Annotated in this window: 10 protein-coding genes; 1 reads left to right on the plus strand and 9 read right to left on the minus strand. The window is 63.3% G+C overall.

The genetic code is table 11. The features are described from left to right. Positions 1-3: 3 nt before the first annotated feature. The 9 genes from VHO04_RS07960 to VHO04_RS08000 all read right to left on the minus strand — a co-directional run bounded on the left by VHO04_RS07960 (position 4) and on the right by VHO04_RS08000 (position 12,397). Positions 4-858 (minus strand): metal-dependent hydrolase, encoded by an 855-nt coding sequence (locus VHO04_RS07960; RefSeq protein ID WP_329627821.1) that lies wholly within the window; start codon positions 856-858, stop codon positions 4-6. 190 nt (positions 859-1,048) lie between these two features. Next, the gene (locus VHO04_RS07965; protein ID WP_329627822.1) at positions 1,049-4,444 is read right to left on the minus strand and encodes a TonB-dependent receptor; all 3,396 of its coding nucleotides are present in this window, start codon (positions 4,442-4,444) and stop codon (positions 1,049-1,051) included. 78 nt (positions 4,445-4,522) lie between these two features. Then, positions 4,523-5,527, minus strand: a complete 1,005-nt coding sequence (locus tag VHO04_RS07970; protein WP_329627823.1) for a FecR family protein — start codon at positions 5,525-5,527, stop codon at positions 4,523-4,525. A 5-nt stretch (positions 5,528-5,532) separates the two neighbouring features. Continuing rightward, positions 5,533-6,039 (minus strand): RNA polymerase sigma factor, encoded by a 507-nt coding sequence (locus VHO04_RS07975; protein WP_067106010.1) that lies wholly within the window; start codon positions 6,037-6,039, stop codon positions 5,533-5,535. Between the two features lie 650 nt (positions 6,040-6,689). Next, on the minus strand, positions 6,690-7,190 hold the full coding sequence (locus VHO04_RS07980; protein ID WP_329627824.1) for a hypothetical protein: 501 nt from the start codon (positions 7,188-7,190) through the stop codon (positions 6,690-6,692). 340 nt (positions 7,191-7,530) lie between these two features. Then, positions 7,531-8,676, minus strand: a complete 1,146-nt coding sequence (locus VHO04_RS07985) for an FAD-dependent oxidoreductase (protein ID WP_329627825.1) — start codon at positions 8,674-8,676, stop codon at positions 7,531-7,533. Between the two features lie 63 nt (positions 8,677-8,739). Beyond that, on the minus strand, positions 8,740-10,167 hold the full coding sequence (locus tag VHO04_RS07990; protein WP_329627826.1) for a CapA family protein: 1,428 nt from the start codon (positions 10,165-10,167) through the stop codon (positions 8,740-8,742). Between the two features lie 66 nt (positions 10,168-10,233). Beyond that, positions 10,234-11,727 (minus strand): sensor histidine kinase, encoded by a 1,494-nt coding sequence (locus tag VHO04_RS07995; RefSeq protein ID WP_329627827.1) that lies wholly within the window; start codon positions 11,725-11,727, stop codon positions 10,234-10,236. Between the two features lie 4 nt (positions 11,728-11,731). Further along, positions 11,732-12,397, minus strand: a complete 666-nt coding sequence (locus VHO04_RS08000; RefSeq protein WP_329627878.1) for a response regulator transcription factor — start codon at positions 12,395-12,397, stop codon at positions 11,732-11,734. A gap of 211 nt (positions 12,398-12,608) precedes the next feature. Between VHO04_RS08000 and VHO04_RS08005 the strand changes: the two genes are divergently transcribed. Next, positions 12,609-14,234 (plus strand): serine hydrolase domain-containing protein, encoded by a 1,626-nt coding sequence (locus tag VHO04_RS08005; RefSeq protein ID WP_329627828.1) that lies wholly within the window; start codon positions 12,609-12,611, stop codon positions 14,232-14,234. Positions 14,235-14,238: the final 4 nt, after the last annotated feature.

Here is a 14,238-nt window from a genome sequence, read left to right on the forward strand (position 1 = left end):
TGCTCACTTCGGCATCGGCGCGACGAGCGGCGGCGACAGGGATGCGAGAGCGCGTGCTGCCAGCGCGCGGTCGTCGTGCTGCCACGGATGGAAGTTCGGTCGGAAATAGGCGAACAAGTCGCGCAGTAGCAGCCGCATCAGGCCGGGCCTGCCGTAAAGGTAGGAAAGTAGCCGTGCCCACGTCCGCAGGTTGTTCTTTCCATCCTGCCGCAACAGATCGGCGGTGCGAAAGACGACATAGTGAAAACGCACCCCCGCCGCGAGCATCGTGAAGGATCGCAGCGTCCAGCGCCGAAAGGGCGAACGGCTCCGCATCGCAAGCAGCAAGGTGTCGTAGGCGACAGCCTTATGCTCGATCTCCTCGATCGCGTGCCAGTGCCACATCCTTTCGGCCTCGGCATCCGCCCCGGCCAGATGCGCGGGGTCCGCGAGGATCGCGTTGGCAAGCGTCGCGGTGAAATGTTCGAGCGCGCAGGTTCCGGCGAGTTGCATGATCGGCGGACGGCGCTTCGCCCATGCGATCGTCCGTGCGGCCCGATCTTCCGATGAGGTCAGGTCATACCCTGCATCACGCGCCTGCCGATTGAAAAAGACATGCTCGCGCGAGTGCGTCGATTCCTGAAAGACGAAATCGTCGATTTGCTGCTGGAGCGCTTCTGGCGCTTCGTCGCGGTAGTGACGCACCGCCGACATGAAGAATTTTTCGCCAACCGGGAAGGTTGACGACAGAGCATTGTAGAACGCGGTGCGTCCGGCATCTCCGCCGTGCCACCAACGGCGCGCGGTCGTGCCGCGTCCGAATTTCCAGTTGCGCCGTTCGATCACCGGCCCCGCCGGGTGTTCGGTCTGGAGTGTCATATCTGCCTCCGTCGTTGCCGGACAAATAGGCCGCCGCCCCGTTGCCGGGATATTGGGCGAGGCGGCGGCCCAGTTATCCCTCAGGGGAGAGGGAGTGCGAGAGACTGTTGTCCAGTCCAAAAAACCGGGCCGATGCTTGCCCGGGAGCAAGCGAGGCATCGACCCGAGTAGTTCCCCCAGTGGAGAGGACTCAGAATTTCTTGGCGATGCTGAACCCGATGATCCGCGGATCGAGGGTGAAAACGTTGGTCGTCAGGCCCGAGTCATCCGAGTTCAAGAAGGCGCCGGTGATCGGGGTCGAGTTGAAGACGTTCTTCACATAGGCCTCGATCGTCAGGTTCTCCGGACCGTTGACGCGCAGGGACAGGTTGAAGTTTGTCCAGCTCCTGAGCCGGTCATAGGGATTGAGGTTGTAGACGCGCGCCCAGCTCTTGCCCTGCCAATAAGCATCGCCGCGGATCGTCGCGCTCCAGTCCTGACCGAACGGGATTTCATATTCCGCCCCGAAATTGACCGTCCAGTGCGGCGAGTTGGGGATCTCGTTGCCGCCGAGGTCGGCTTTGATGCCAGCGCCACCATTGATCTCGGGATAGTCGAGCGGATCATAGCCTTCACCCGTGGCCGGATCCTTGATGGGGTTGATCGTGGGGCTGAGATACCCACCGCAGAATCGGAAGAAATTCTGTATCAGAACGGGGTCTTTGGCATATTCCGACTCCACGACGGCAGTTGGGACTACGCAGTTCGATGGATTCTGCACCCACGGCTTCACGAGCGTATAGTTGGGATTGCCTTGCGTGCGGTTCATCGTGTCGATCGACGTCTCGCCCTTGGCGATGCGCGTCTTCAGATAGCCGATGTTGGCATTGAAACGCAGTCGCTCGGTCGGCGCGAACAGGGTTTCGAGTTCCAGACCCCACATTTTGGTATCGAAATTCTCGTTGACCGCTGTGCGGTCCTTGATTTGCGAGACCTGATAGTTGGTATAATCATAATAGAAAGCGGTGGCGTTCAGCATCAGTGCGCCGCCTAAGAGCGTATTCTTCATGCCAATTTCAAAGGAATTGACGAATTCGGGCTCAAAGGTTGGGCCATAATCGACCGCCGTCAGATAGATGGTCGGGATATTCCCGAGGGCAAGCTGTTGATCCAAAAAGTCGCCGTCAGAACCCCCAACACCGGAATCGATTGCCTGCTGAACCTGCTCGTCATAGGTAGCAAAACCGGGCGTCGGCGGGTTAGCGCCGCCCGCCTTGTAGCCGCGCGAGTAGAAACCATAGAGTAAGGTTTCGTCGGTGAAGGACAGGTCGGGTTTCCAGTCCAGACCCAGACGCCCGGTAAACTCACCCCAATGCTGCTTGATATCCGGCTTTGCGGGATAGCCGATGGCGGTCGTGCCGCCGAGGGTATAACCATAGCCGAGCAGCAATTGGCTGGGCACCGGCGTGAAGGTCTTGCGGTCGTCGGTATAGCGCAAGCCGGCGGTTAGTTTCAGGTCATCATTGATATTCCAATAGAACTCGCCGAACGCGGCCCAGGATTTGAGACGATAGGGGTTGCTCGACCGGAAATAATTGTGACCTTGGCCATTGATGCTCTCGATCGGATTGGGATCGATATAGGGGCAAATGGCCTTCGGGTCGGTAGCATCGACGGGACCATCGCCCGGCAGACCGCCGAGGAATCCGCCGAGAAAGCCCGATGCCCAACAGCGCGTGGTATCCAATGGGCCGCCGCCTTCCCGGATCGTCGGCGCCTTGTTGAAGGGACGCGTCATCCCGAGCAAGGTTATCATATTGTAGAAGACGTAATAATCGTCCTGCGTTTTGAAGCGGGTGTAATTGCCGCCGACGCTGAAATTCACCGGCCCATCGAAATGCGATTGCAGGCGGATTTCCTGGCTGAACTGTTTGGAATAGGCAGAGGATAAATCGGCGCCCGCGATCTTATCCGAGCAGCCGAGTTGCGGATCGCAGAAGATGCCGCCAGGAATCAGGGTGGAAGAGTCGGCTTGGTTCTTAGCGTAAGTCAACTTTGTCGTATCGACGAAGGTCGGATCGGTGTTGAAGCGATTATAATCCTGAATGGAATAAACAGAATCGCTGTTCCATGCCGACTGCGACGCAAAGGTCAGCGACTCACCAAGGTCGAATTCCAGATTGATCTGATAGATGTCGGCCTTGGCGCGATAGAGGGGATCGCGAATGGACTCGATCTCGCGCAGGTTCCGCGATTGCATCCGACCGCCATAAGGGTCTTGTTCCTTGATGAAAGTCGCGAAGTTGCCATCTTGATCGCGCCCGAGCGGGCCCGCAGCACTATAGCCCGGCCCGAAATTACCCCCGAACAGGATCGGGAAGCTGATGAAGGGAAGTGCAAGACCGTTGACCGTTCCGAAGGCGCCATCGTCATAAAGGCTGCCCGGCTTACAGCCTTGCGACAGGAAAGCCTGCCGCATTACGCTGCCGGGGCTTCCCGGAACCGCAGCGGTCGATTGATTGCCTACCATCTCCGGCCCGGCATCGCGGTGGCAGAGCTGTTTGCCGGTGCGGGAGCGATCGTCGTTCTCGTTGAAATGCTCCCACACGAAATTGGCGCGCAGCCACGACGCCGGCTCGAAACCGACCGTGGTCCGCAGCGAATAGAGGTCGCGGCCGTTGATCCGGTGCTTGGTGGTCAGGTTGTAATCGTATCCGTCGCGGCTGGTCATCGACCCCGCGACGCGAACGCCCAGTACATCGTCGATGATCGGAACGTTGAGCATCCCGACCATGCGGCGGCTCTTGTAATTGCCGACTTCGCCCTTGATATCGCCCTCGAACCTGCCCAGCTTCGGCTTCGCGGTAATCAGGTTGACGACGCCGCCGGTCGCGTTGCGACCATAAAGCGTGCCCTGAGGTCCGCGCAGCACCTCGATCCGGTCGATGTCGAAGAATTCCTGCTCGAACAGGCGATTATGAATGAGGCCGGTGTTATTGTAGCTGACCGCGACGGCGGGGTCGGTCGTCGCCGAAATCGCCTTGGTGCCGATACCGCGGATCGAAATGTCGTAGCCCGAGAAATTGGTCTTGGTGAAGGTCATGTTCGGAACGGCGCGCATGATGTCCGACCCGGTTTCGATCTTCTGCGCTTGCAGCGACTTGCTGTCGATCGCGGTGATCGCCATTGGCACGTCCTGAATCCGCTGCTCGAATTTCTGCGCGGTCACGACGATCTCGTTGGCGCGGGAGCCGGCGTCCTCCGACGCTTCGCTGGCGCGTGGCGGGTGGATCAGGAACAGGCCCGACTGTCCGCGTTCGACGACCAGCCCCGAGCCCCGCAGCAGCAGATCGAGCGCAGCCCGCGCCGAATAGCTGCCTTTCAGGGCCGGCGCGGTCTTGCCGCGCGCGTCGCGCGAATTGAACACGACCTGCTGGCCCGACACGCGAGCGAATGTCTTGAGCGCGGAGTCGAGATCCTGTGCCGGAATGTCGAAGCTGTAAGTCTGTTCCTGTGCGTAGGCCGGCTGAACCGCCGCGACCGTCGCCAGCGAAACCGCGAGCGCGCGCAGCGCAAGCGAATGCGTATAGAAACCCCGTCGTGCCAATGCTGTCCTCCCCCATTTTCGGCTTTGCGCCGTCTCAGGGTAAAACGTGCCGCCTCACCGCAGGGATAGCGCGTGCCCTCACTTTTTTTCTGGCAAGCTTTTCAGGGTGATTTGGCCGGGCGAATATTCGGCGCGCACCGGGTTCATCCCCGTCACGCCTTCGACAAAGGCCGCGGTGTCGCCCGCCGTGAACACGCCGTTGACCCGAACCTGCGCCACTTTCGCATCGCCGAGCACCAGCTTGCGGTTGGAATAGCGGTTCATCCGCACCGTGGCGAGCGCCAGCGGCTCATCGCCAAAACTCAACTGCCCCGATTCCCATGATGTCGATCGTTCCGGATCGAAGGAAACCAGCGTCGGCGGCCCGCCCGCACCGACCGGAGCGATCATCTCCTGACCCGGCCTGAGTTGCAGTTCCTTTCCGGCGGGCGCCGGCGCGGTGCGATCCAGAACCGATACCCGTCCATGATAGAGCAGAACGCGCACTTCCTTGCCGATCATCTCGACACTGAACGAGGTTCCGGTCGCCACCACCATCTTGTCGCCCGCGACGACGGTGAAGGGCCGCAAGGGGTCTTTCGCCACATCGAATTTCGCGCGGCCGCGAACCAGGGTCAGTTCGCGCTGCTTATCGCCCATGCCGACTTCGACCAGGCTGTCGGCATCGAGCGATAGTCTGGATTGATCGCTCAGAAGCGCAACGCGGCGTTCGCCGACCTCGGTCTGATAGGGCCGGGTGGAATCGCCCAGCATGAACAGGGTCGTCACCGCCAGCACCAGCGCGGCGGCGATCCCGCCGGCCCACCAGGATCGGGCACCAAGGCGCCGCGTCCAGCGCCGGCGATTGGCATTGCGATAGCTTTCGAGGGCGGCGCTGCGCATCCCGATCGCCTCGGGAAGGCGGCCCGCGCTGTCGGCCGTTTTCCATGTGCGAACGACGGCCTGAAATGCGGCGGCATTCCGGTCGTCCCCCAGCCAGCGATCGAAGGCTTCGCGCTCGCCGGGCGGCAATTGCCCTTCGGCGAGGCTCATGCACCAGAGCGCCGCTTCTTCGTGACGGTCGGGCTGGATATCGTCTTGCACGGCCCTCATTGCGCACCCTGCATCTGTTTGGTCAACAACGCGGTCGCCTTGGCGATCTGTTGCTTGACCGCGCTTGTCGAGATGCCGAACGTTGCGGCGATGTCGTCCTGACTCAGATGTTCGAGCCGATAGAGGATGAACATGGTGCGTGTGCGCTCCGGCAAAGTCGCGAGGGCAGATAGGAAAACCGCCATCTCCTCGCGGCTGGCGGTGATGGTGTGCGGATCGAGAACGTCGAATTCCCGCTCCGGTTCGGTAAGCGCGGTTTCGCGATAGCGCTGACGCACAACGAGTTTGCGGACGCGATCTACCAGCAAATTCTGCGCGGTGCGAAAAACATAGACATCGGGTTGATCCGTCGTTCCTTTCCCGACCAGCAGCCTGGCGAAGACCTCCTGCGTCAAATCCTCCGCCTCGGCATAGCTTTGAACGCGGCGCAGGAAAAAGGCCATCAGCGCCGGCCTCCAGCGCTGATCCAGTTGATTGCCGGATTGTCCCTCGTCGGGCGGCAAATTCTCGTCCCTTCGTTGTTCTGATTAGAAAAACGTATGACGCGGCTGCGGGTCTAGGGAGAATTTTTGTCGGGGGCCAGAAAATCGACGCGAGCTGACGGGCGGCAGGCGGAAAGGTCATTCAAGGGGCTGCGATGCTACGCATCGAGCCAACAATCTGGATACACACCTCACGCACGGGTGCATGGTGATTTTCCGCCGCGTTTCGAGGGTGCGATTAGACCGCTCTTGGAAATTTCGATCATAAAACCCACACAATTCCACTGTTTTTCGAGAGTGCTATCCGCATCCTCGCCCTTTTCGCGTGGGGCTGGCGTCGCCAAGGGAAGGCACGGATTTCATTGAAAGGGATAATAAGATCATGCGAGGCAGTAATTTATGGCGAACCGCCGCGCTGACTGTCTTTATCTGCTTTCGTTCGTGTCCATCCAATAGGCGGTGAGGGTATGAGTGGGGGTATTGATAAATTATTTGACGATAATTTCATGTAATTATGATTTATATCAACACTTTAAGGAAAATAGGTTAGAATCCTCGCGGGTCCAAAACTTCGGTATTAGGTAGCAAACGCACAAAGCTACCTTTTACCTGAAATCTCGAGCGTCACGGCAGTCAGTCGGCCTATTCCACCAAGCGCGCCCAGAGCCGGGTTAGACGTAGCGAGGCGCAAGAACCTCATCATTTTCAAGATGCTCCACGTAGCATTCGAGATTGCCTACTATCTTTTCAAAAATGAGCGGCAGGTATGGCACTAGCCCCTCGAATGTCTCGGCGTCTGGCGAAGGGCCACCATGATAGAACCGACAGTGCGTTAAAACGTCGTTTCGCTCGTCATCTGGTAGATGCAGAAGCGGGTCTCGATCATTGTAATCATGAAGATTCGATAGATGGATGAACGCGCAGCCGAACTTGTAGACGGATCGAGTCCATCCTTGGAGGGCGTCCGCAAGATCGACCATTTCTCGGTCTGTAACCTTCGCTCGCGAGGACTGTTGAGTCCATTTTTCTCCCCGAACTGAGGCATCGATTAGAAGTTCTCGGCGCGCCAAGTCCTGCGTGAGCAGATAGATCACGCGGACCATCGAATCCAATTCTTGCCGCAGGACGGAAATCATTTGGCCTGCGAGGCCGGCGCTTGCGAGGAGTTCCATGGCTTGCCGGTGTTCGAGCGATCTGCTGCGAATTTGCCGGATAAAGATAGTTTTATTTGACATCCCCGAGCGCCCAACTTTTTCCAAAGACTTAACCGTACCGATCTCCCCTTTTTCGACTGGAAGATTTTAGCGCACTGCCGGGCGCGCTGCAGCTCCTGCGCGGTCGCCAGCGGCCCTTCCCAGACGAACCGCCAAGGAGAGGGTGCGTCTTAACGGCAATTCAATCCGGCTTCGGAAGATCCTCCATGTGCGGGGTGACGAAATCGCGGAACTTGCCGCCTATAAAGCCGTTTGAAGTCATTCCTGGGCCGTCGCCGATGGGATAGAGGTTACTTGTCTACGCCGACCCTTTGCCGATCTGGAGGCGTTCCACAGCAAGATCGGCCTGATTGACACCCCAATCGGCCAGGCCGGTCGGCCAATTGCCGCCGGTGATCAGCGACTCCGTTGCGGCAGCCATCGCGGGAGCGGTCTGCAGACCATAGCCGCCCTGACCCGCCAGCCAGAAGAAACCTTCCGCATCGGGCGCGAAGCCGGCGACCGGAACGCGGTCGTGCGTGAAGGTGCGCAGCCCCGCCCAGCTATGGCTGATCCGCCGGACGGCGAGCGAGGTATAATGTTCGACCTTTGCCGCTGCGAGAGCGATGTCATAGTCCTCCGGCTGGGCGTCGGTCGGCTCGCTCGGAACCTCGTCGACCGGGCAGGCGAGCAGCCGCCCCGATTCGGGCAGCATGTAAAAATCGTCGACCGCGGTCTTGGTGAACGGCCAGTCGCCGATCTCCTGATCCGGCGGCGCGTCGAAGACGATGATCGTCCGGCGCAGCGGCTGCAGGCCGAGCGGCGCGACGCCTGCCAGACGTGCGACCTCGTCGCACCAGGCGCCCGCCGCATTGACGAGGACGGGAGCGGCGAACCGGTCGCCGGCCGCGGTGGTCGCGACCCAGCTTGCCCCTTCGCGTGCGACCGCGACGACGCGCGCCCCTGCGATCGACTGGCCGCCCGCGCGCTTGATCGCGGCGCGATAATCCTGCTGCAGCGCTTCGCTGTCGAGGCGGCGGGCGGTGCGGTCGATCACGGCGGCAGCGATCCCGTCGCCACCGCACCGAAGAACCGGAACGATGCCCCGCACGCCATCGGCGTCGAGGCGTTCGAGCCCGTCGCTATAGGGTCGCATTTCCGCCTCGAGCGCGTCGAGCCCGGCGAGCATCTCCGGCGGCGCGATGAACAGCGCGGGGGACGAGCGCGACAGCGCGGTGCCGTTCGCGCCCACGGTTTCGAAATGAGGACGGCTGAACGCCGTCATGCCGCGCACGACCGATTTGCCGATGCCGAAATGATAATAGGTCGCGCTCCGGCCGCTCGAATGATAGCCGAAGCTGTCCTCGGCTTCGAGCAGGAGGGTCCGGCCTTGTGGGGCGAGCCGCGCGGCGGCCGACACCCCGGCGATGCCGCCGCCCACGATCAGAAAATCGGCTGTCCGCAATTGCTGCTCCTTTTCGACCGTCCTGTGTTTGCCGGCGGTTATAGCGGCTTCGGCCGCCCCCTCCTAGTTCGCGGCGACGCGGATGATGCCGACGCCCTTCACGATGTCGATGCGCGTGCCGAAAGGCTCCGACAACCGCTGGAGCCGTTCGAGAATGCGGGCGCCAGTCGCGGCGTCGGCCATATGCGGCACCCCGCGCGCCGCACCGGTCGCGGTGACGCCGAGGTCGATCGGATAGAGGCGCACCTCGGTCAGCCGTCCGTCGCGAAAATGGGTGGTCGCGATCACCGATTCATAAAGATTGGGATCGGAAAAGCTCTTCGCATTGCGCGCCTGGAGCAGCTCGGGGGTCGTGACGCTGCCCGGCGTGACGCCGAACTGGTCGAACATATCGGCGGGCACGTCGTCGAGCGAATTGTTCATCATCGCGAAGTTGCCGAGCGAATAGAAGATCGGCTTGCCCTTGTAGATCTCGATGCCGCGAAGCTGGTGCGGCCCGTGCCCCATATAGACGTCGGCGCCCGCGTCGATGATCTGGTGGGCGAGGCCGGGGGCAAAGTCGGCGGGGGTCTGGCTGGCGTTGCCCGGTTCGTGGTTGTGCAGCGAAAAGACGACGAAATTGCCGTTCTGCTTCGCCTGCCGCACCGCGAGCAGATTGGCGGCGAGATCCTTCGGGTTGAGGTCATAGCCGATCGTCATCGGGGTGGTCGGCGCCTCGACCGCGCGAAAGTCGCGGCCCTTGATCCGCACCGGCGCGCCCGGTTTCGTGCCGGTGATGCGGGCCAGCACAGCGAGGTCGGCCTCGGAGACCTGTCCGACCTCGGTGCTGCGGATCGTATTGGCGCCGGGGCGGCCGGGCACGCGGCCCAGCGGATCGGCCGCGGGCGACATGGGCGTGAAGGTCGTCGTCGCCGAGACCAGCGCCACGCGCCCCTGCGGTCCGTCATAATAAGCGGGCGCGCGCGCTTCGGCCATCGTGCGACCGGTTCCGGCGCGCACCAGATGCGCGGCATCGAGCAGCTTCAGCGTCTCGATCATCCCCTCGACACCCCAGTCGGTCGCGTGGTTGTTGGCGTGGCCGACGATGTCGATCCCCATGGCGGCGACCTCCTTCGGCACGCCCGGGTCGGCAAGCATCCAGGTGCCGCCCGATTCGGCCTGCGGCGATCCCTTGAAGGTCGCAAGGTCGAGCGCGGTCGTCTCGAAATTGCCGAAGGTCACGTCGGCGCCGCGCAGGATGCGGAGCATATCGGGCGCCTGCTTTTCGAGCGTCGCCAGCATCGGGCGCAGATAGATGAGGTCGCCGACGGCGGCGAGGCTGAAATCGCCCGCGATCGGCGTGCTGGGGACCGGCGCGGTTTCGAGCGTTTCGCCGCCACGCGGCTGGGCCTGAACCGAAAGTCCGGCCAGCGCGATCGCGGCGGACCCGGTGAGCGCCAGAAGACGCAGCGCCCCGGAGCGGGCAAAGGGACGGGCGAAATGGATCGACATGCTGATGCTCCCCTGATGTGAAGCGACAGCGAATAGGCGGCGGCGCTGACACCAACCTGTCACAGGTCAATCGGCGCGAAGAAATCGCACCGTCACGCACAGCCCGCGCCCCGTCCGGCCATCGGCCAGCTCGATCTCCGCGCCCATGCGCTGCGCCAGCGCGCGCGCGATCGGCAGGCCCAGGCCGGTCCCCGGCGGCTGGCCGCGTCCCCGGATGCGATAGAAGCGATCCCACACCTTTTCGCGCTCCTGTTCGGGAATGCCGGGGCCGTCGTCGTCGATCTCGATCAGCGGTCCGTCCGCACCGTTCGTCAGGCGGACCGAGACCATCCCGCCCGGACGGCTGTAGCGTATCGCATTGTCGAGCAGATTGCCGATCAGTTCGGCGGCAAGCGTCGGCTGGCCCATCGCCATCACCGGACCCTCGCCCTCCTTTTCATAGCTGATGACCCGGTCGGCCGACGCCTGCGCCGCGCGCTCGCCGGTCACGCCGGCAGCGATGTCGGCAAGGTCGAACGGCTGCACCGATATCGTCCCCTGATCCTCGCTCCGCGCGAGCGCGATCAACTGACGCAGCAGTTGCTCGAGCGTGTCGAGGGCGTGGGGAATATCGGTCAGCGCCGCCTGGCCCTGCCGCGATTGAGGGCCATAGCGTTCGAGCACGTCGAGCTGCACACGCGCGACCGCCAGCGGCGTGCGCATCTGGTGCGAAGCGTTTGAGGTGAATTGGCGCAGCGATTCGCTCGCGCGCTCCAGCCGCGCCATCAACCCGTTGAACGCGGCGACGAAGGGGCGGATTTCGGTCGGGGTCGCTTCGTCCGCGTCGAGCCGGACCGAGGGAGAGGCAGCGCGCCGGGCCGCCTCGACCTGTCCGGTCAGCGTGGCGAGCGGGCGCAGACCCCAGCGGATCGCCAGCCAGAACAGCAGGCCGGTGACGACCAGCGCCGTCAGTCCGATCATCAGAACCTGGTGCAGGAAGGCGCGTTCGTGCGCCAGCCGATCGTCGACATAATCGGCGATCTGGATCGCGATCAGCCGGTCGTCGCCATGCGCGCGGCGGATTTCCATCGCGATCCGCGCGGGCTTTCCATGCAATGTTCCATCGCGCAGATAGGCGGCCTGCGTCACCTCGCGCGCGTCGGCGGGATCGAGATAGCCGCGCACCAGCTCGTTTCGGCGATAGGCGTTGGTGAAGGTGGTCGGTGGGTGACGGTCGATCGTGCCGTCGCCGACCGGGCTATAGTCGGCGGGCGGGCGTAGCGCCGCATCGCCCGCGATCAGCCGGTCGCCGCGCCAGACGCTATAGTGGACGACCGGCCGCGCGCGCCGTTTCAGCAGGTGAACCGCAAGCGGCACCAGCCGCTCGCGGTCGCTCGCCGGGCTGTTGTAGGCGAGGCTCAGGGTGCGCACCGATCCGATCAGCACCCGGTCGACGGTATCGGCCTCATTGTTGCGCGCGACCAGCGTCGTGATGATGCCGAAGAACAGCACGAGCGCGGTGAGCGGCAGGAGGACCGCGGCGGTCAGGCGAAAGCGCAGCGAAGGGGGCAGGCGGCGCATCGGTTCAATCGGTCTCGATCATATAGCCGAGCCCGCGGACGGTGCGAATTGCAGGGCCCGACGGCTGCAGCTTGCGGCGCAAGCGGCCGACATAGACTTCGAGCGCGTTGGGCGTGACCGCATCCTCGAAATTGAAGACTTCGGCCGCCAGCCTTTCTTTCGGGATCACCTTGCCCGGGCGTCCCATCAGCGTTTCGAGCACCGCCAGTTCGCGGCGGCGGAGGTCGACGATCCGGCCTTCGAGCGATACGGTGCGGCTCGACCGGTCGAACGACAGCGCGCCGATCCGCAGCACCGGGTCGGCCGTGCCCTGGCTGCGCCGGACGAGCGCACGCAGGCGCGATTCGAGTTCGCGCGGACTGAACGGCTTGGCCATATAGTCGTCGGCGCCGCGGTCGAGGCCGGTAACGCGGTCGTCGATCATGTCGCGCGCGGTCAGGATCAGGATCGGCGTCGCGACCCCGCGCGCGCGCAGCGCCCCCAGTACGTCCAGCCCGTCGATGTCGGGCAGACCCAGGTCGAGGACGATGGCGCTATACGGTTCGCGGTCGGCGAGCTGCAGCGCGTCCTCGCCATTCGCCAGACAATCGACCGCAAAGCCGGCCGCTTCCAGCGACGCGGCCATGCCGCGCGACAATCGCTCATCGTCCTCCACCAACAGCACGCGCATGACCCGATCCCGCTTCGCCTCCTCGTCTTTCCACTGGAAATTACAGTCTGCCTCTATCTCGGCATATGGAAATGTCACGCTTGGGGCCGATAATTTTCCATTCCTTGCGCCAAAGCCGCGCCTTCGCATTTGGTGTCAGCTTCGTGACAGCGATCCCCGGTAAGGCGGCGGCATTCGCGCCTTACCCGCCGCGCCGACGGAGAATCGGAACATGAAGATCAACCTGCCCCTGCTCGCAGGAGCGACCTTGTCCCTATGGGCCGCAGCGCCATCGGCCGCGGCCGCGCCGGCGGCGAGTCCCGACGCCGCCGGCGCACGCCTTGACGCGCTGTTCGCGCGCTGGGCGCATGGTGATACGCCGGGCTGTTCGATCGCGATCTCGCGAAACGGACAGCCGATCGCGATGCGAAGCTATGGCATGGCCAGCCTCGAACTCGGCGTTCCGGCCACCGTCGACAGCATCTATGAAGCGGGATCGGATTCGAAGCAGTTTACCGCCGCCGCGATCCTGATGCTGGTGCGCGAGGGTAAGATGTCGCTGGACGACGACGTCCGCAAATATGTTCCCGAATTGCCCGCTTATACCGCGCCGGTGACGATCGCGCACATGCTGCACCACACCAGCGGCCTGCGCGATTGGGGATCGGTCGCGGCAATCGAGGGATGGCCGCGCAATTCGCGCACCGCGAACAACGACGATGTGCTGAAAATCGCCGCGCGCCAGACCGAGCTCAATTTCGCGCCGGGTAGTCATTATCTCTACAGCAACAGCAATTACAATCTGCTGGCGATCGTCGTCGACCGGGTCAGCGGGCAATCGCTCGCCGATTTCACCCGCGACCGCATCTTCGCGCCGCTCGGCATGACCAGCACGCGCTGGCGCGACGATCATGGCGACATCGTGCCCCGCCGCACCGGTGCCTATGAATATGAGGACGGCGCCTGGCGCAACGAGCAGGTGATCGAGGACGCCTATGGCAACGGCGGTCTGCTCACCACCGTCGGCGATCTCGTCAAATGGCAGGCGGCGCTCGACAGCGATGCCTTCGGGCCGGGCTTCACCGCCCAGATGCAGCAGACGACGAAACTCAATGACGGCACGCCGATCGCCTATGCGCTCGCGCTGGTGAACCTCGACCATCGCGGCCAGCAGGAGGTCAGCCACTCGGGCTCGACCGGCGGCTATCGCGCCTGGATGGCGCGCTATCCGGCTCAGCAACTCGCCGTGTCGCTGCTCTGCAATGCGGGCGATGCCGATACGCCGGTGCTTGGGCGCGCCGCCGCCGACATCTTCCTGCCGGGCGAAAGCGCCGAACCGGCCTATGCGCCGCGCGGCGCCGCGCCGACCGGTCTCTATGCCGACGGCGTCAGCGGTGCGCCGCTGCGCTTCGAGGCCGACGGCAAGAGCGGCTTGCGCGCCGATGGCCGCGCGCTCGTTCCCGTCGGCCCCGGCCGCTGGATGCTGCGCGAGGATATTTTCGCCTTCGGCGCGAAGGGCGCGCTGGTCCGCGAAACGCGCGAGGGAGAAAAAATCCCCTATCGCAAGGTCGAGGCGGTGACCGCGGTCGACCCGGCCTCCTATGCCGGGCGCTTCTGCTCGGCCGAAACCGGAACCTGCCTCAGCTTTCGGGCCCGCGACGGCCAGCTTGTCTACAGCGGCCCGCGCTGGGCCGACCAGATGCTGACGCCGGCCTATCGCGACGTGTTCACCGGCGCCGCGGCGCCGCGCGCCTCGCGCATCGTCGTCAAGTTCCAGCGCGACGCTGCGGGCGCCGTCACCGCGCTCCGCTTTGGCGAGAACCGCGCCTTCGACCTGCTTTTCACGCGAGCGGACTGACCGC

The sequence above is a fragment of the Sphingopyxis sp. genome (genome assembly GCF_036261875.1).
Classification (GTDB): domain Bacteria; phylum Pseudomonadota; class Alphaproteobacteria; order Sphingomonadales; family Sphingomonadaceae; genus Sphingopyxis.

Bases quoted from the DNA above. Each gene is read 5' to 3' on its own strand.
- VHO04_RS07960 (WP_329627821.1), bottom strand. From the start codon at position 858: ATGACACTCCAGACCGAACACCCGGCGGGGCCGGTGATCGAACGGCGC.
- VHO04_RS07980 (WP_329627824.1), bottom strand. From the start codon at position 7,190: ATGGAACTCCTCGCAAGCGCCGGCCTCGCAGGCCAAATGATTTCCGTC.
- VHO04_RS07990 (WP_329627826.1), bottom strand. From the start codon at position 10,167: ATGTCGATCCATTTCGCCCGTCCCTTTGCCCGCTCCGGGGCGCTGCGT.
- VHO04_RS07995 (WP_329627827.1), bottom strand. From the start codon at position 11,727: ATGCGCCGCCTGCCCCCTTCGCTGCGCTTTCGCCTGACCGCCGCGGTC.
- VHO04_RS08000 (WP_329627878.1), bottom strand. From the start codon at position 12,397: ATGCGCGTGCTGTTGGTGGAGGACGATGAGCGATTGTCGCGCGGCATG.
- VHO04_RS08005 (WP_329627828.1), top strand. From the start codon at position 12,609: ATGAAGATCAACCTGCCCCTGCTCGCAGGAGCGACCTTGTCCCTATGG.